The 17568-nt window shown below is 64.8% G+C and carries 18 protein-coding genes; 13 read left to right on the plus strand and 5 right to left on the minus strand.

What is annotated here, in order from left to right; translation table 11 throughout:
* Positions 1-208 precede the first annotated feature (208 nt).
* The 5 genes from BM430_RS29100 to BM430_RS29120 are packed head-to-tail and all read left to right on the plus strand — an operon-like array spanning position 209 to position 3104.
* Positions 209-727 (plus strand): hypothetical protein, encoded by a 519-nt coding sequence (locus BM430_RS29100; RefSeq protein WP_093570712.1) that lies wholly within the window; start codon positions 209-211, stop codon positions 725-727.
* A gap of 10 nt (positions 728-737) precedes the next feature.
* Positions 738-1019 carry a hypothetical protein gene (locus BM430_RS29105; RefSeq protein ID WP_093570713.1) on the plus strand — a complete coding sequence of 94 codons (282 nt, stop codon included), beginning with the start codon at positions 738-740 and terminating at the stop codon, positions 1017-1019.
* A gap of 58 nt (positions 1020-1077) precedes the next feature.
* Positions 1078-2640 carry a hypothetical protein gene (locus BM430_RS29110; RefSeq protein WP_093570714.1) on the plus strand — a complete coding sequence of 521 codons (1563 nt, stop codon included), beginning with the start codon at positions 1078-1080 and terminating at the stop codon, positions 2638-2640.
* Positions 2641-2643: 3 nt separating this feature from the next.
* Positions 2644-2925 (plus strand): hypothetical protein, encoded by a 282-nt coding sequence (locus BM430_RS29115; RefSeq protein ID WP_244539706.1) that lies wholly within the window; start codon positions 2644-2646, stop codon positions 2923-2925.
* Positions 2922-3104 carry a hypothetical protein gene (locus BM430_RS29120; protein WP_093570715.1) on the plus strand — a complete coding sequence of 61 codons (183 nt, stop codon included), beginning with the start codon at positions 2922-2924 and terminating at the stop codon, positions 3102-3104. The genes BM430_RS29115 and BM430_RS29120 overlap by 4 nt, the downstream gene beginning before the upstream one ends.
* 2768 nt (positions 3105-5872) lie before the next feature.
* Here the strand turns inward: BM430_RS29120 and BM430_RS29130 are convergent.
* The 5 genes from BM430_RS29130 to BM430_RS34290 form a co-directional block, all read right to left on the minus strand.
* Positions 5873-6541, minus strand: a complete 669-nt coding sequence (locus BM430_RS29130) for a hypothetical protein (RefSeq protein ID WP_093570717.1) — start codon at positions 6539-6541, stop codon at positions 5873-5875.
* A gap of 143 nt (positions 6542-6684) precedes the next feature.
* Positions 6685-6942: a hypothetical protein gene (locus BM430_RS29135; protein ID WP_093570718.1), complete on the minus strand. Its 258-nt coding sequence runs from the start codon at positions 6940-6942 to the stop codon at positions 6685-6687.
* On the minus strand, positions 6942-9494 hold the full coding sequence (locus tag BM430_RS29140; RefSeq protein ID WP_093570719.1) for a phage tail length tape measure family protein: 2553 nt from the start codon (positions 9492-9494) through the stop codon (positions 6942-6944). Before BM430_RS29140 ends, BM430_RS29135 begins: the two co-directional genes overlap by 1 nt.
* Before the next feature lie 14 nt (positions 9495-9508).
* Positions 9509-9835, minus strand: coding sequence for a hypothetical protein (locus BM430_RS29145; protein WP_093570720.1), 327 nt, complete (start codon positions 9833-9835; stop codon positions 9509-9511).
* Positions 9836-9954: 119 nt separating this feature from the next.
* Positions 9955-10560 carry a cytochrome P450 family protein gene (locus BM430_RS34290; protein ID WP_143132153.1) on the minus strand — a complete coding sequence of 202 codons (606 nt, stop codon included), beginning with the start codon at positions 10558-10560 and terminating at the stop codon, positions 9955-9957.
* Between the two features lie 122 nt (positions 10561-10682).
* On the opposite strand from BM430_RS34290, the gene BM430_RS29150 reads away from it, so the two are divergent.
* The 8 genes from BM430_RS29150 (at position 10683) to BM430_RS29185 (ending at position 16931) form a co-directional block, all read left to right on the plus strand.
* The gene (locus BM430_RS29150; RefSeq protein WP_093570721.1) at positions 10683-10901 is read left to right on the plus strand and encodes a helix-turn-helix domain-containing protein; all 219 of its coding nucleotides are present in this window, start codon (positions 10683-10685) and stop codon (positions 10899-10901) included.
* A 311-nt stretch (positions 10902-11212) separates the two neighbouring features.
* Entirely contained in the window at positions 11213-11446 is a 234-nt protein-coding gene (locus tag BM430_RS29155) for a hypothetical protein (protein ID WP_093570722.1), read from the plus strand.
* Positions 11446-11808, plus strand: coding sequence for a hypothetical protein (locus BM430_RS29160; RefSeq protein ID WP_093570723.1), 363 nt, complete (start codon positions 11446-11448; stop codon positions 11806-11808). The genes BM430_RS29155 and BM430_RS29160 overlap by 1 nt, the downstream gene beginning before the upstream one ends.
* Positions 11809-11978: 170 nt before the next feature.
* Positions 11979-15290: a hypothetical protein gene (locus BM430_RS29165; RefSeq protein WP_348273098.1), complete on the plus strand. Its 3312-nt coding sequence runs from the start codon at positions 11979-11981 to the stop codon at positions 15288-15290.
* Positions 15287-15553, plus strand: coding sequence for a hypothetical protein (locus BM430_RS29170; protein WP_093570725.1), 267 nt, complete (start codon positions 15287-15289; stop codon positions 15551-15553). The genes BM430_RS29165 and BM430_RS29170 overlap by 4 nt, the downstream gene beginning before the upstream one ends.
* 9 nt (positions 15554-15562) lie before the next feature.
* Entirely contained in the window at positions 15563-16036 is a 474-nt protein-coding gene (locus BM430_RS29175; protein ID WP_093570726.1) for a hypothetical protein, read from the plus strand.
* Positions 16037-16047: 11 nt separating this feature from the next.
* A complete protein-coding gene (locus tag BM430_RS29180; protein ID WP_093570727.1) occupies positions 16048-16347 on the plus strand; it encodes a hypothetical protein in 300 nt (99 codons plus the stop codon).
* The gene (locus BM430_RS29185) at positions 16344-16931 is read left to right on the plus strand and encodes a hypothetical protein (protein ID WP_093570728.1); all 588 of its coding nucleotides are present in this window, start codon (positions 16344-16346) and stop codon (positions 16929-16931) included. Before BM430_RS29180 ends, BM430_RS29185 begins: the two co-directional genes overlap by 4 nt.
* The last annotated feature ends 637 nt before the right edge of the window (positions 16932-17568 follow it).

Below are 17568 nucleotides of genomic sequence, written 5' to 3' on the forward strand. Positions count from 1 at the left end.
GACCTACTCAACCAGATGGATGACCGGCTGTGGTTGCTGTTCCCCGACCTGTATGGCCCCGAAGGTGATCATCCCCGCTGGGCGCTCAACAGCGGGTTCGCTTCGTAATTCCTAGTCATTGCCGCAAGGCGCTTTTGTCCACCCGGGACGGTATCCCGGAACATCTTTCCCATCACAACCCGACGACTTCCAATCAGGAGCACCGCTCATGGTATCGCTGACGCTCGCCTTGCTCACCGTCCTCCCGCATCGCCACGCCTTCATCGCGAGCATCGAGGCTTTTGTTGCCCCGGTCGTGAAATCCGCGGCCGCAGCGGTTCGCCCTCTCCCTCCTACGGAGACGGCTCCCATCATCCCTCTGCCGGCACCGCCCGCGGCCGTGCTCGCCCTCCCGGCGCCGAAGGGCCAGAACCCGCTGCTGGCGGCAATTGAGGATCACCGCAGCGCCAACCTCGCCGTGAACCAAGCCGTGCGTGACTATGTGCAGGCTGAGGAGGACCGCGCTCCCGACGAACGCCTGTTGCTCGCCATCGCCGATCGAGCCGGCGACAAGGAGGTGGCCGCCCTCAACGCCCTGCTGGCGCTCACCCCGTCCAATGCCGAGGAGGTGCAAGCCCTCGCGACCTACCTCGCCGAGGTATCGACTGACTTCGATAAGGGCGCGTTCGGGGCTTGGCTGTTCCAGCGCTTCGCCGTGATGATCACCCGCGCGCAGATCCAGGCATGAGGCTCGGCCAATGACCTCGCCCGCTCGCCGCATCGTGCCTGCCACCGCTCCGCAGACGCTCCAGGCCCGCAGCTACTTCCCCGCGCCGATCTACGGCCGACACGCCCCCACGCTGCCGCCAGACGAGCCCGTGCCCGGCACCGTCGAGGAATGGGAGGCCGTCACCGCCGTCCGGCCGGACACGCCCCACGTCCGCGCCCTGCGCTTCCTGAGCACGGCCGGCGATCTCCTCGCCGCCTTCGTCCTGATCGGCGGCGGCATGGGCCTGATCGGGCTCGCCACGCACCTCTGACGGCCCCTCGCCTGCCAGCACTGAAGCGTCACAGCACTACAGCATTGGAGCACTGCCTATGCCCCTCTCTCTGAAGCTCCCTCGTCGCAACCCCGACGCGCCTCGCCCGTCCCTGCGCGACCGCTACGCCGCCCTGAAGGGCTCGGCCGCCAAGGTGATGGGCAAGCCCGCCCGGTTCGCCCCGCCGAAGCCGATCGGCGCCGGAGAGCCGTCCAAGGCCCTCGCCGCCGCCCTCGCCGCGCATGAGATGGCCTACGGCTATGCCCTCTATACCGACGCCTACGGCCTGCCGGACCTGACCGAGCGGCGGCAGGCCGAGGAGGAGGCCTTCCGGGCGCTGCTGCACACGCCGCTACAGTCGGATGCGGACCGCGCGGCCTACGCCGCGGCCGTCATCTCGCGGCAGATGCACTCCCTCGGCGACGCCAGCGCGACCGAGCGGGATCACCCGATGGCCGTGGCCTTCCGCAACATCAGCTTCGGCGAGAACGCCCGGGAGCCGGAGGAGATGCGCCACATCGGGCGCAAGGCCGAGGCTACCACGGACCCGAGCCCTGCGGCGATTGTGGCCCCCCGGCCGACCGATCGCGCGCTCGCCCTTCTCGGCGATCTCGAGCGGGAGTGGGCGACGCAGATCATCCAGCAAGACAAGGACCGTCAGGACCACAGCCCCGAGGCGGAGGTGCGCAACGATGTGATGATTGCCCGGCGGGACGCCCTGATGGCCGCCGCCGAGGCGCTGCCTGCGACCTCGCGTGAGGCCCGCCACGCGAAGGCTCTGGCCTTCGCCTGGGACGCGTCGATCATGCTTTGGCGGGCCGATCGGACGCGTGACCAGTACGGGACCGACGGTCGCCTGATGATCGACCTGATGAACAGCCTGACCGGCGAACTCTCGAACGCTGCCGGCATGAACGTGTCGAGCCTCGACCAGCCCAAAGCGATCCCGGCCCGGTTCGACGCCTACGACCACGAAACCGGCCTCGTGACCTACGCTGACGCGGCCGGCACGATATCAACGCGACCCGCCGCCGAATGGATCGCCTTCATGGCGATGCGCCTGCACCACATCGCCCGGTCCGAGCGCACCCGCCAGTTCAATGCGGAGTGCAAAGACCTCGACGGGGCGGCTTGCGCTGCGTTGGAAGCCCGGCTCACGCGCGAGCTGCGGATTGATGCATTGCATGCGCTTATGTTCCGCTCCGATCAGGCCTTCGCCGAAGCCCAGTCAGAGCGTAACGGGCACACCGGGGCCGGGCCTTCCGCCGCGAAGGTCGACCTGAAGCCGCTCACCGTGTTGCAGCTCGTGAACCTCCACGAGGCGTACCAGGCAGCTCGGCATCTCTGGGAAGGTGTCGTCGCGCGACCTTATAGCGTCGCATTTAGAGATCCACGCGGCTGCGTTCATGCATCCCCGGTGGGTCATCTGGCAGATTTCGAGGAAACCCGTGCGGCTCTCGTGGGGGAGCGGATTATTGACGAAATCGCGAACCGCAGCCCCCAGACTGAAAAGGAGCGCGACTACATCCTGAGCCTGCGCCTTCAGCACGAAATCGCCTGCGAAGACCGCATCCGCGATGCCGACATGATGCGCGAGATTTCTCAGGCTTGGGGAGCCTGACCCGTGGCGAATGTCATCACCTTCCGGCCCCGCCCCAAGCCTGACGCTCCGCGCGACGCCCAGGCCGCCTTTCGCGAGCAGATCGAGGTTGCGGCGCAAGCCGCCCTCGACACCGCCGACAAGCTGATTGCCATCCTCAACGAGATGGACGGCGACACCGACCTTGAGGACGGCGCCGACGCCGAGCCGTCCCTTGGCGCCCCTGAGGGCCACGCCTCGCAGGTCATTTGGCTGCGCGGCTCCGACACCGACCACGAAATCACCGCCCCGGAGATCTGCGCGTGAAGCTCGCCACCACCGCCCGTCTATCCCTCGCCCTCGGCCAGCCCCGCCGCGTCGCCTTCGGTCTAATGCGTCTCAGGGCCATTCAGCGCCAGGTGCTCGCCCGGGCGGGCCACGAGGCCGGAAAGGGCAACGTCGTCACCGCTGCCGCCCTGATCCTGCTGTGGCTGGCGGGCTGCTGATGCCGACCGCGATCCCCTCCGCCGAGCCCCGGCTTTCCCCGCGCCAGTTAGCCCGGTTCCTCTGGCTCTGCATTCGGGTTCGCTACCTGTTCCGGCGGATGGAGCGCGCCAGCCTCAAGGTGTCCCGCGTCGGCTTCGACCGTACCGGCGGCCGGCTCCTCTACTTCGCCGATTGCTGGCTTGCCTGCCACGCCGAGGTGGCGACGCTCCTGCAGTGTGCCGAACCGCCGGAGAGGTGGCGGAAGTGCGCAGGCTGTTCGGTCGCTGACAAAGGTCGACTAATAAATATTATGCAAAATGTTTATGCTTGCCATTTAACAAGTGATGACACTAGAATAACAAGGCGGGGTGAGATTGCGATCTTTTCAGCGCCATCTCGCTCTGACAGGACAGCGGGAGCTTCCTATGATTTTCGTATCACGAGCACGACTTGCTAGTTATCTAGTTTTTTCATGTATTTACTGGCTTTCTATAGCAACAGCCGCTGCTGAAACGTGTGAGGAAGAAAAGAAAAGGGTGGAAGAAGCGTTTCCCGACACGACAATCGTCTGTGAGGAACGAAGACCTTCTGGGGGATCGCCTTTCGGAGGTGGTGGAGGCGGTGGTAGTTTTGGAGGAGAGGTGGCAGAGCCTCCCTCGAGACCACCCGGTGGCGGAGGGGGAACCGGACGGCCACGCACCCAATCCACGAACGCTGTCGAGCCAAGCGCAATCAAAGTGAAAAAATGTCCAGGAAACTGGCAGCAGTCGTATTGCACGGCGATCCGTTTTCTTCTTGGTTCTCCACCTACTTTTATTGACGTTGGAGTTACAGTCGGAGCGCCTCAAGAACTGAGAGATGGAAAGAAAATAAGCGCGCGAGAAATGCAAGTAGATGCCTCAGTTGCTGCAACCAATGCGGGAAATTACTTTATTGGAGCAGTTAGATCTGGAAGCTTACTTGCTACGCAAGTTCCAACTCTCTTTCCTCAGCGCATGGGCGCAGATATGATGTCACATGGCATTGGCTATAGAGTGCAGCAATGCAACCCTGTACCAAATTCGCCCCCGCCGTGCTGATGCGAAGCTTGAAGGCACTATCCTTGAAGTCTCTTGGAGCTGCGCACAGGGGCTCAGTCCTTCATATTTGATGACCCGGTAACCCATTCCCATCATCCTGCGATGGGCCTTGTCGCGTATCGGCCCCGCGCCCCGTTAGGCCACCCGGCCGGCGGGGCTCGCTGTTTCAGGCTGTCCAGCGCGGATAACTGTCATCCGCTATGCCTACCGGCAGATTATTATTTGTTGCCATCCTTCAAAAGGCTCGAATGCATCCAGCCCCAGGGCTTCTCAACCCCGATCTGGACCCAATCGCGCGCTCTCGTGAAGACGTGAAAACTTATACCCGCCTGGGCTGTCCTTAAAACCGGGGCCGCCCTATCGGGACGCTCCCGGATGTTTCCTGACCGCTTCGTGACGACCATCTCGCGCTTGGGCATTGGGACAGCCGCGGCCTCCACTTTCGGCGAATTTTGATCGATCGGCGGGCTGCTTGCGGGTGCTGAGGTTTCAAGAAGCGGCCTCACCGGATCGGACTCCGGGTTTTGGTGGACGGGGCCGGCGCCAAAACCGGGATGGCCCCGCGAGACGTAGACCCAGCCGCTCGCCACCGAGACCGCGAGAGCTACGGCCACCAACACCAGCGCCCGGCCATGCGAGGAGCGCTCGGGCTGCGGTTCCTGTGGTCGCTCGACTAAGTGGTCGACCGAAGTCGCCGAAGCCGGTTCAGGGGAAGATGCAAGAGGTGCGACAGGTGCAGTGACCCTGGTATCAACCCACCGCCGGAAAGAGTGGACGCTCTTCCATTGGACCTGAGATCCGCTCAGCACACCAGAGACCGTATAGTCGGAATGTAGGCTATACGGACGTCCCTTGTAGGACATTTCTGCTTGAACAGGAGATGAAATCAGAAATTTAGGTTCTGGATCATTGTCAGAAACTGCTGGCAATATAATTGATAAATCTGGTATCGTCGGCGAACTTGCAAGCGTGGGTGGTGATCGCAGCGTAGGTGTGTAGGTCCCCTTTGGTAGACGAGCCCGCTTATTTACGACCCACTCGGCATGCGCCTCGGCCTCGCTGATACCCTTCCTACGAGCGTTGCGCCTGATCCGCTTCCTTGCATTGGCAGATGGTAGATTAAATCCTGTTCTTTCAACATGATCCTTATTGGCTCCATACCACAATAAAAATGATATAATTGCAAATACGATGGAAATGAACGTGCCCACTTCGCAAAACCTTATTTGCTGCCTGATTAAGCAGCGAGCTTCCATCTAGTTTTGCCGCGCTTGGAACAGCCTGCACGGTGGCGCTAGCAGGGCTGATAATGTCCTATTTTTGTGGGGACGCCAGAGGCCGGCTCATACACCCATTGACCCGTCTACTTTGCAGTGGCGGTTCACCCGTGCGCGGTGGCGGAAATGATGGCGGCTGCCGGCTTAAGATCACGAGGAAGGCGCTAACCAATCTCGGCCATCTTCCGCCCGGGCCACGTTGCGTATCAGATCATTGCCCCGCCGCGCCTTCCCGGCCGGCGGGCTCGTCGTGCGCCGGGGCATCGCGTAGGTTGGCCCATGCGCTACGCTCTCGCCGTCCTCGGCCTCCTGGCCCTCGCGACCTTCGTAATCGGCACACAGGGGCCTCCTTCCCACTTTGGCGATACGCTGGTCACCGGGCTCTTGATCCTGGCGGCTGTCCTACTGTCGGCCGCGGTGATCGTCAGCCGGCTAGATCGGGTTATCGAGCTCCTCAAGGATCGCCGCCCCGGCTAGGTGCTCCGGCCACGTCGCCAGCACCTCGGAATAGATGCAGTTCCGAGCAACCGTCGTGAGGTGGCAGGCTCCGCCGATTAGGTTGCCGGGGATCTGACTCAGCGCCTCGATAAGGGCTGGGCCGTCGCGGTTCGGCACGTAGAGGCCGCTGATATCACAGGGCGTGCGGGCGGCGGCGGCGAGCGCCTGGATGTGCGGTGGGCAGGCACGCACGTCTGTCGTGATGCCGCCAATCTGCCTTGGCTGCCAGGCTGTCGAGGGATCGTGCGTGCCGTCGTGGGCGTACCAGCACTGAGGCATCCCGCCGTCCAAGGCGAAGCCGACTAGGAAGGCTTCCGCGCTTCCAGGCCAATTCGGTATTACGCCGGCATACGCGCTCACGGCGGACCGCAGAAACTCGCCAAGTTGTGCCGCAGCTACCTCGAAGCTCGCGACGAGGTTAGCGCCTGCGAAAACGGAAGGAAGCAGGAGGCCGGGCCCACGGATGGCAACCGCGGCACGAAGATGCGGCAGGGGCAAGCACTTGGTGCCAAGCAACCGCCTATCCGTCAGATAGTCGACTTGGAGCGCGTCGGTGACGATGAATGCGGCGTCCGGATCCAGCGTGATGTTGATCGATGTCATGCGGAGTGGCCGTGTTCCTTGCCGTGCCGGAAGCGATAATAGCAGCGGAGCCTACCGCCGACGTTACGGCCAATCCGGACACGCCTATGGTGCCGCCGATGGAGGCTGCAACCTCTGCACTGATAATCGCTGCGCCGATGACCTCAGCCATTCGCTAAATCCTTCATCCGAAGACCGACGCCGATCATCACGCCACCGCGCCATAAGCTGACATCCTCCGCCGGCCAGCCCTTAGCAGTGAGCCCGGCCGCGGCATCGTTCAGCCGCCGGCTCATTTCCATTTCCATCACCACTGCGGGATCGTGAGAAAGCGCCCGTAGGCCGGCGGCGGTGGCTGTGTCGGCAAGGTCGCGACCGGCGGCCATGCCTTCCTCAAGCAGCCATTGGGCGCGCGACACCATCAGCCGGCCATCCGCCGATAAGCCTCGCCGCGCTCGAATTGGGTTCGGTCACGCTCCTGGTTGTTCGTAGCTATGGCCCGAGCGAGTGCGCTTTGCACCTGCGCCTCGGTGAGCGTGGAGCCCCGAAGGTCGAAGCTGTAGGATCGGGCATCGGTCATGGTAGGCGCGGCGTTCTGGTTCGCCGCACCGTTCTTCATGCTGACGGGGATGCTTCGACCATCCGGCAACGGCACGTATGCTTCCGGTCCTCGGCCTTCGCCAAAGATTGCCATCTGAGGCGAGTTCGCTACGCCGCCGTTCGCATATCGGTTCAGCGGCAGAGCACCGCGGCTCGTCATCACTCCGCCATTGGCGAACCAATCAGCGGCGTCGCCGGTCACAAGACCATTGGAGGCATCGCCGCCCAACCCGAGGAAGCCCAGGAAGCCGCTGCCACCGATCCTACCGCCGGCTCCGATAGGGCCGAGTGCCATGCCTAGGAACCCGCCAGGGCCGGCGCCAGCGCCCTGCGTGCCTGCAAGGGCAGCGAAGGGACCTTGCCCGAACAAAGCCGCCTGTAGGGCCGCCCTGCCGAAGTTGCGGGCGAGGTCGGCAACCGCGCTGCTCCAAGACCGGGTGCTGTCTAGCAGCGGGTCAATCAGGCCGCTCCCCATTTGCCCCAGCGACGACCAAGCGGCCTGTGTGTCGCGGATCGAAGCGTTCAACCGGATCTGATCGGCCAACGCCTGCGCGCCGGGCGTGTCCGTGTTATCGCCGTAGATCTGCCGGACCTGCGCGCTAACGATCTGCTCTTGCGGCGTGCGGCCGAGTTGAGCGCGTTGAAAGAATACCTCCCGCGAGGCCGCGGCCTCGACATAGGCTTGCTGCTGCCGACCGATCGCCGCGGACACCGCGTCGATGCGCTGCCGGTTCGCCTCGCTGAGCGGGATGCCGTCCGCGGTGGCACGGTTCAGCAGGTTCGCCCGGGTCGTCAGCCGCTCGGCCTCACCGGCACTCTTGCCGAGGGCCTGCGCCTGCGCCTGCTGCGTCCGCGTGGACTGCTCCGAGACATCGTTCAGAGCTCGAGCTTGCGTGATGTCGTTCGACTGCGTGACGCCGCGACGGACCTGCGCTCGCAGCTCGTCGGGCGTCGCGATCATGGATCGCTCGGCGCGCTCGGCCACGTCCTTCAGGGTCAGTCCGTTGAAATATTGCGTGCTCGGCCGCTCCCGCGCTTCCTGCCGATACGAGCCGAGATCCGGCCGGCTCGCCGTACCGAAAACGCCGGCAAACCGCTCGTCAATGCTCTGGTACTTGTCGCCCTGGCCTAGACCGGCCTCGACCTGACTTTGCTTGACCTGCCGCTCAACCGGGTTCACCTCAAGGAGCCGGTTTGCGCGGCTCTGCGCAACCACGACAGTCGCGGCGCGCTCTTGGTCGCTCCGCATCCGGGCAAGCTCGCCCTCTACCGCAGCGCTGGCGCTCTGCTGCGCCGTCACGTTCAATCGGGGATCGCCCACCGCCACAGCGGCGCCTCGATTGACGTTCGACCAGAAGTTAGACAAGGCGTCGGTCAAATAGTTGGTCGCGCGCTGTCCATATCCGGCAAGCTCGTTGTACTTTGCTAGTCGTGGGTTGATCTCGTCCAGAGCCATACGAACGACTTCGCCGCCGCGGCCTTGTTTCTGCAAGTCCTGCAACAGGCGGCTGGTCGTGGCGCTGTAGGTGGCGAGGCGGCCGGCATACTTGTCATAGGCCGCCGAGCCGTTCGTAAAGAACTCCTGCTGGATCTTCGCGGCGTCATCGAAGCTCGTGCCGAACGTTGTCGCAAAGTCGCGAGTACTGTTGAGGGCGGCCGTCAGTGTGTCGCGCGTCGCGTTGCCGGTGCTGGCGAAGGCGGTCGCGTACCGCGTGGCGCTGTCCGTCGCTAGGATGCTCGCGCGACCAATCTTCTCGATCTCGCCAGCCGCGATCCCGCTTTGCTGGCCGAGCCCCGTCAGCCCGACCGCAACGGCTTTCTGGCTCGCGTCGAATTCGAGGTACGCCTTACCGATCACCCCGAGGCCGCCGGCCACACCTCCGGCGATACCTAGGGACAGCGGCACGAGGCGCTGAACCTCCGTCACTACGCCGCCAAGGATGCCACGAACGCCAGCGCCAGGGCCGAAGATCTGCGCGATCTGCGGCCCCTGCTGCATCAGGATCGTCAGCGGGTTCATTCCGCCGTACAGCGTAGTTCCGATGTCGATAAACTGCGCCCGCAGGTTCTGCACCTGATAGGCCGCAAGCTCTGTGGTCTTCGCACCGTCCGCTAGCGTCCGATGCCACCGGCCAGCCGCCGCCTCTGCCTGCACATGAGCACGAATGGTTTGCTCAAGCATCGCATTGATGCCGTTAACGCTCCGCTGCATATTAGCTGCGGAGGTTCCAGCTTTATCGAACCCCCTTCCGACGCCGGCCGCTGCCTGCTCCGTCCGGATCGCCGCCGCACTTAAGCGGTCGAGGTCTGTCGTTGCTTGCGCAATCGGGCGGGTATCAACTTCAAAACCGAGTGCGGCGAGGTCAGCGGCCATCTTCAGCGCCTCCGTCAGGCCGTCATGCGGCGGTGCGCGTCGAGGCGCGCGGCAAGGGTGCGGATGTCTTCGCGGGTGAGGTCGTCGATACGGCCGAGGCAGCCTTTGAGGGTGCGTGCGGCGCGGACAGGCTGCGAGAACGCCCGAGAGAGGTCGTCCTTCGCCTGCTCCGGATCCGGAGCGGCGGGTGCGGGCTCTGCGGGCAGCCCTACCGCCGTCAGCAGGTGTCTCCGGGCGTAGACCGAGACGCTTTCGCCAGCCTCCTCGGCGCACTGGATGAGGGCGGCCTGCAAGCCCTTGTCGATCCGGACGTAAAGCTTGCGCGGGTACACAACCGCCATGACTGGTCCCTCTGCAGAACGGGACCAGTAGAGCACATATTTAATTCCCTAAGGTACGCTGATTAGGAATGCAGGTATATTCCGTTCAGTGGCTTTCCTGTATTTTTCATATCATCTTTTCACTCTTCGTACTCTATTTTCACATCTGAAGTATTCTCTGTCTGCATAGCGGCCTTGGCGCTCTCAAACACCTTCGCCTGAGCAGCGCTCATACGAAACGCCCAACTCATCTCCGCAAACGAAACCGTCCCGCTGCCGTCATCTTTTCCGGACGGCACGAAGCTCGCATCGTGTTCCTTCTGATGTCGCGCCGCAATCAAAAGATGTTGGATCAAATCGTCCGCGACTGCGCCAAGCAGTTTTTTCATCGTGTCTACGGTAGTCTGGCTTTTTATTAGATATTTATCTTCTTTCAAAAATGGATACAGTAGTTTACTATATACCAAGGCATTATCAAACATTGCCATTGAACCAAACCAATCATAGCGCATTTGCTCTAACACTTGCTGCGATATTTTTTTAGTTACTTCTGGTTCATTAAAGCTATTTTCGAGCCTTTTCTCAGCTTCTTCACTGACTGATCTACCGCTTTGGGCTGCCGCTTCCTCAAGCTGCTCCCTCAACCCGGCTCGCGCGCGAAGCTTTATCTGACTTGATTTTCTGTCCTCCTCGGCAAGCCGAGGCCGGCCGCGCCTTTGGGCTGGCTTGGTGTCATCCGTGGTCATCGGCGCGCTCCTGTTCACTGCTGATTATATGAGGCCCGATCGGGCCGCAACAGACTTGCGCGATCACCCGATCTGATCTATCGATTTTTCGAGGCCCGAATTGTACCCGTTTGGAGCGTTCGATGGATCAGGACATGCGCGAGGTGCTGACGCGGGCCTGGGTCGACATCCCGTGCACCGCCCGATTTCTCGGTATCGGGAAGAACGCGGCGTATCGCGCAGTGAAGGCGGGCGAGATCCCATCCGTCAAAATCGGCGGCTTGATCCGGGTGCCGACTGCCCCTCTGCGCGAGATGGCGGGACTTCCCGCCCATGAGGCGGCCCCTAAAGCCGCCGCCTAATCCCCGCCACTGGCGGGCACGGCCTGCCGGCTCTCCGTAGACACTCTGACGCGCAGACAAAAAAAGCCCCTGCAACGGGGGCTCCGCGGCAGAGGCTTTAAGGTCAATAATCCTGTGACCGTACATAAGCGCACCGCCGTTCAACGGCAATCCATTTCGCACACCGACCCCGCAATTCCCGTCTGGGGCGCCGATGACGCCCGAGAGATGCAGGTTCGAACGATTGCCCGCCGCACGGGGCATCCGGTCGAAACCTCGCGAGCGCTGGCTGACCTTGCCTTCGCTCGCGTCGATCGCTGGGGCGCCCGCGCATGAGCCGCCCCGCCCCTCATCCCGACAATCAGGCCCGCACCTTCGAAGCACTCGCCGCGGCGATGGCCGAGGCTGCCACCTATGCCAGCGTAGCGAGCGATCTCGCTGCGATCGGCGACGCTCGAGGCGCCGCCTATGCGGTTCGGGCGTGCTCGGCCTGCCTCCTGACGAGCGCCGAGCTCGTTCAGTTGGTGAAGCCGCCGGCCCGCCCCAAAACCGGGGAGGCCGCATAATGGCGGTTCCTCCGAAGATGCGTCGCATCATCCTGGCGTGCCGTGAGGCCGACGCGAAGTTCTTCGCCCGGCGGCAGGATCGTCAGCATCGCGTGCGCCTCGCGGCTCGGGCCGAGATCGCTCTCGCCCGCTCCGAAGGTGCGATCACGCTCCCTGTCCCGGCGGGCGTGCGCGGGTTCGTTGCAGTTGAGCGGCGGCCCGACGAGGCGCTTCATTGGGCGATCGGGTTCGAGCCCGAGCACACCAATACGGATCTCGACGAGCGGGCCGCTCACGCTGCCTACCTCGAGTTCCTACAACACGACGACGCCACGCTCTGCGATCTTGCTGCGCGTGTTCGGACCGGAGGCGCCACCGCTTGACGGTCGCGGCGCCCCCGCCCTCCGGAGTTGCTGGGCTCACACCGACGCAGGTTCGCAGCCAACTCCTGAGGATGGGGTGGCCGTGCGTCCTCCCGATCGTCGCCCATGACAACACGAAGCACAGAGGCCGCGGCAAGGCGCCGGGGATCCTCCGGTGGGGTGAGCGCGCCTTGTTTGAGGGGCCCGGCACCTCCACGGCGGACCTCGCCGACTGGCAGAAGTGCGAGCGGAAGTGGCCCGGGACCGGAATGGCCTGCGGCGACATCGTCACGATCGACGCCGACTTCATCGTTGAGCCGGACATGGCCGACCGGGCGCAGGCCCTCGCGTTCGAGGTGTTTGGCGAGACCCCGTTCATCCGTCAGGGGCAGGCGCCGAAGGTCGCCCTGGTCTACCGCGCCGCCGAGGCGATCCCGAGCGTCCACCTCAAGACGGCAGACGGCTCCGGCGATGGCATCGACGTGTTGAGCACGGGGACGCAGTTCGTCGCATACGGCGTTCATGCCAAGACCCTCCGGCCCTATTCCTGGATCGGGGCCGAAACGCCCCTGACCGCCGGGCCGGATGCGGCCCCGGAGATCAACCAGGCGCAGGTTGACGACTTCCTGGCGCGCCTTGGCCGCGTCGTCGAGCTGAACGGAACCGGGGGTCGGGCGGGGCGGGGCAAAGGCACCGGAAACGGGGGCGGCCAGATCGTCCGGGATGAGACCGGCCGCGTGGTCGACGGGCGCGAATTCCACCTGACCCGTACCGTGTACGCCGTCGCGGTCGCGATGCAGGACGAGGGCGCCGAGATCACCGTTGCGTCGCTCGCCGGCAGGGCCTGGGAAGCGTTCACCGCCTCCACCCTGCTGGATGACGCCCGTTGGTCCCCCGAGGCAGCCCGGGTGAAGGCTGCGGCGCTCCTCGACCGGGTGCGCCGCGGGTTCGTGACCCTCGCCCCGCAGCCCACGGCGCAGATGCCGGCCGCGGCCCCGAGTTACCTCGACCATCGCAAGACCGTCGCCGAAGCGGAGGCAGAAACCCGCGGCGTTGTGGATGCCTTTTTCGAGCAGCACATCCCTGCCTGGAAAGCCGACCGGGAAGCCTGGGAGGTGAGCGCCGAGGAGGCGAAGGAGCGCGACCAGGAAGCACCGGCCGAGCCCACCCCGACATCTTGGGCGGCCCGCGTCGAGACCGCGATCGGCAAGACCGCGCTCGCCATCGCCGGTGCGGCACAGGCCGCTAAGACCGGTCAGCGCATCGTCTACGCCGCCCCGATGCATTCGCTCTTGGCCGAGTTGCAGGAGCGGTTCGCAGCCCAAGGCGTCGAGGCCCGGGTCTATCGCGGCTACACCAGCGCCGACCCGGATGCGGAAGATGCTGCCATGTGCCTCGACCTGCCGGCGATGCAGGATGCGCGCGACGCGGGCGGGTCCATCCGAGCGGCAGTGTGTGAGCGGCGGGTGGACGGCCTGCAATACCTCTGCCCCTTCCACGCCCTGTGCGGGATGCAGCGGCAGCGGCAGGCCAAGCCGCAAGTCTGGCTGATCCCCCACGCCCTGCTGTTCCAGTCCCGCCCCTCGTTCATCCCGAAGCCCGACGCCCTGGTGATCGACGAGGGGTTCACGATGGGGGCCCTGCCGGACAAGCCGGCGCGCATGTCGCTCGACGCCATCGAGCAAGCCCCGTTCGAGCGCGACGATGACGGCAGCGTCTTCAGCAACGCCGCGAACGACCTTCAGAGCGCCCGCGGCGCCCTACTCCGGGCGCTCCGGGCTCACGACGAGGACGGCCCCCTGGGCCGGGAAATCCTGCTTCAGCGCGGCGTCACCAAGACCGTCGCCGCCAACGCCTACCGCCTTGAGTGGATGCGCCAGAGAGAACCCGGGATCACGCCCGGGATGCCCCCGAAGGCGCGCAAGGCAGCTGCGGCAGCGGTTGCCGCTCACAACAAGGAAATGCGCCTCCTCGCCGGCCTCTGGGCCGAGCTGCGCACGTTCCTGGAAGGGAGCGCTGCCGCCTCTGGACGCCTCTATCTTCGCTACGACCGCGAGGCCGAGTGCCGGGTGATTGAACGCCGCTCCCTCGGCACGGTCCGCACTTCCTGGTCGGCGCCCGCTCTCCTCCTCGACGCCACGTTGCCCGAACCGGCGCTGCTCGCCCCCGTGCTCGGCCATCCCGTCGAGGTGCGCGCCGACATCACCGCGCGGTGGAGCCCCTACGTCCGCACCCGCCAGATCGTCGGCGCGCCGGTCACCGCCCGCAAGCTCGGGATCATCGAAGGAAAGGAATTCGACATGCCCCGCCGGTCGGTGGTCGACCTGATGCGGCTGATCCGGCTGCGCGCCGCGCTGGCCTACCCCCGCATCGTGGTCGTGATTGCGCCTCAAGCCTTGGTAGCGAAGCTCTCGGAGATCGGCCTGCCGGAGAACGTCGAGACCGCCCATTTCGGTGCGGTCGCCGGGATCGATCGGTGGGCGACGGCGGGCGGGTTGATATGCATCGGCCGGCTGCAGCCGGGGCCGCGGATCGTCGAGCCGCTGGCCGGCATCATCACCGGCGAGGTGACCGAAGCGCTGCCCGAGGGCGAGGCGGGGGGCGCCTGGTACCCGCGGACCGAAGGCGGGATCCGACTGGCGTCGGGTGCGACGGTGAAGGTGGAGCACGAGCGGCACCCCGACCCCGTTGCCGAGGCACTGCGATGGCAGATCACCGAGGCTGGGCTGATCCAGGCCATCGGTCGGTTGCGTGCCCTGCGGCGCGGTCCCGACGCCCCCGCCTTCGTCGACATCATCAACGACGTGCCGTTGCCGCTCAGCGTGGATGCGGTCGTGTCCTGGGACGAGGCGAAGGTCGGCGCCTGGGCCGAGATGGCGCCCGAGGGCGTGCTGCTCGCGAGCCCCGCCGACATCGAAGCGTGCTTTCCGGAGGTAGCTCCTACCCGGGACAAGGCACGCGAAGCCGTTCCGCCGACGCTGGGGGTAACGTCTATAAGGGATATAATTATAGACGTTACCCCCAGCGTCACGGCGGGCCAGAACGCCCCCGGAACGGAGGCCTCCGGCACCCCTAAACACGTTGGGGCTAGCGTCAGGCAGGCGACCTACAAGCGCCGCGGGCGCTACGCTCCGGCCAAGGCGATCTTGCTCCCGAACGCCCCAGCAGATTTTGAGGGTTGGCTGTTCGACCGCCTCGGTGCGCTTGAGTGGGTGAAGATCGAAGAGCCGGAGCAGGCGCCCCGGGCAGAGCCTGTCGAAGCCTCGAGCCTGCCCGCTCCGGCGAGCGCCCTGCTGCTCCGCGCGGCTGACTACGATCCCGAACTCGTCGCCCGCTGCCGGTGCGTGGTCGACGTGCCCGCCGCCGCCGAGCGTCCCGCGCCGGTTCGGGCCGAAGTGGTGCGCTGGACCCTGCCGCCCGACGCCAAGCCGATCCGGTGGGCGCCCTCGATCTGGGCCATCCTGGCGACTGCGACCCCGATCCGATTGGAGGCCGCGGAGTGACCGACCACCTCGACAAATGGGGGCCGTTCAGCCCCGCGCTTGAGCCGGCCGAGCGGATCGCCCGCTGCCGCGGCCTTGAGGCTGTGGTGCATCTGATCACCGGCCCCGACGGCAACGAGGCGGTTCGCCTGCTCCGCACGGCCGAGCGGGATCCGGCCGCACTCCCCGCCGCCGCCCGCGCCATCAACGCTCTGCCTAGCATGACTAAGCGGCACATCTGGGCGAGCTACGCCGCCGTGACGAAACCTCTTCCCCCAGCCTGAGGATATCGCATGTTCATCAGCACCGAAGACGGCCGGATCATCAACAGCACGCACGTGGTCTCGGCCGAGATGCCACGCGGCGGCGCCGGGTTCTTTGTAACCTTCACGGACGGGCGCAAGGAACGCCTCCTGCTCGCGGTCGCCGACCTCGAGGAGTTGTGCGGGACCATCGTTCCGGCCCCGACCGGATACATGGTCTTTGAGGTGCACATCCCGGCCGCCGCCGACGCGGCCCGTGGGCTTCTCTGCCTGGATCCTCGCCCCGTCATCGCCTTTCGCGTCACCGACAGCGCTGCCCGCCCCGTTCCGATCACCGCGGCCGGTGCCGCGTCCACGTCCGGCGGCTGGACCTACGCCGTGCGCGGCCCCGAGGGGCGATGGATCGGCCCCGATGACGATTACGAGCGCGCGGCGGACTTCAAGGCCGCCTGCGAGCGCCAGCTTGCCGACACCCTTGCCCGTCACCCCCGCAAAGCTGCCTGAGGAGCCCCATCATGGCCGACATCATCGAGCTTTGGAGCACCAAGCGCGACACCCCGAAGGACCGTTGGACCGTGCTGCACGTCTACGGCCAGACCGGCAGCGTCGAGGTCGCCCGCTGCACCAAAGAGGGGCGCCCCGGCTGGCTCTACCTCCTCGGCATGTGCACCGCCGCTTCCGATACTGATGTGCTCGCCGAGGTCCCTGACACCCCGGAGGGCGCCGCCATCCTCGATTTCGTAGCGCTGGCCACCCTGCGCGCAATCGACCTCGCCGTGATGGATGCTGCGACCACCGCCGGGGATGCCGCGTGATCCCCGCCGAGACCGCGCAGAGGCTCGGCAAGCTCGTGCGCCTGCTGGCGAGCGATCATGACGGCGAGGTGGTCAGCACCGTGCGGGCCATCGGCCGGACCCTGTCGGCGGCCTCTCTCGACTTCCACGCCCTCGCTGCGGTGGTGGAGGAGGCTGCCGCCCGCCCCCAGATCATCCTCACGCCGTTCTCGCCCGACGAGCCGGACCTTGGCGATGTCGACTTCGGGAGCATGGCGCGGGACAGCGCCGACCTGATGCGCGAAGCCTACGAGGCGGCCGAGCGCCGGCGGAAAGAGGCGAGAGATGCCCCCGATGCGCCCGCCACACGCCATGGCCTGCCGATCTGGGGCACGCAGCGGATCGCGCACTGGGGCGACGTGGTGGAGCACTGCCTGATGCTGGACTGGACGATCCCGAAGGCCGCTGGCGGCAAGTTCCTGTCCCGCGAGGACCGCGACCGGCTCAAGGCCTTCCGGTGCGTGTTGAAGCGCCGCCCGACGAACGCCGACGCCGAGTGGATTGAAGGCATCCTGACCCGGTGCCACGAAGTCCGCGAAGCCTGGCGCACCCGCAAGACAGCTTGATGATCTCCATTTTAGCTGAAACCACTACTCAATTATCAATATTTTAGGTACATGTAACTGAGGTCTTCTCAGTACGCCAGTCCCTTGAACTCGACTTTCTCATGCCTTGAGAGGAATACCACGGCGATCTCGCCTTTCCCGCGCCAAACTATGCTGCAGAGGACATATCCGCAGGTGCCGTCGAGGCGAAGAAAAATCTTGTCGGACAGGCAGACGCTCGGATCGATCATAATAAGCGCCCCAGACATATGCACATCACGCACAGAGCAAGGAAGCGACATGCGTCGCCCCTCTATCCATATAGAGCCGCGCCGAATATTCTGTTTCGAGCGTGCATATGACAATTTACAATCTCTATTTTATTTAGATTGTTAACATATGTTCGTATTTAAAGATCTGAGATTTTTCTTTTCATCCAGATATAGAGCCAATATTACATTATGCACAACACATATCCGACGTTGGATATATCGCTGTGGTGAGGAGCTAGCCGCGGTGGGAGGCGTCGAAGCGCTGCGCTAAGCCCGCGCCGCTGCCATCGCTGCAGAGCCCGCTCATGCTGAGACCCGCGCTGCCCTAATTGATACCGCATGGTCAATTGTTGCTGGGTAGGCCGATCAAGACACAAATCACAGGA

The sequence above is a fragment of the Methylobacterium sp. 174MFSha1.1 genome (genome assembly GCF_900116815.1).
Taxonomy (GTDB): Bacteria; Pseudomonadota; Alphaproteobacteria; order Rhizobiales; family Beijerinckiaceae; genus Methylobacterium.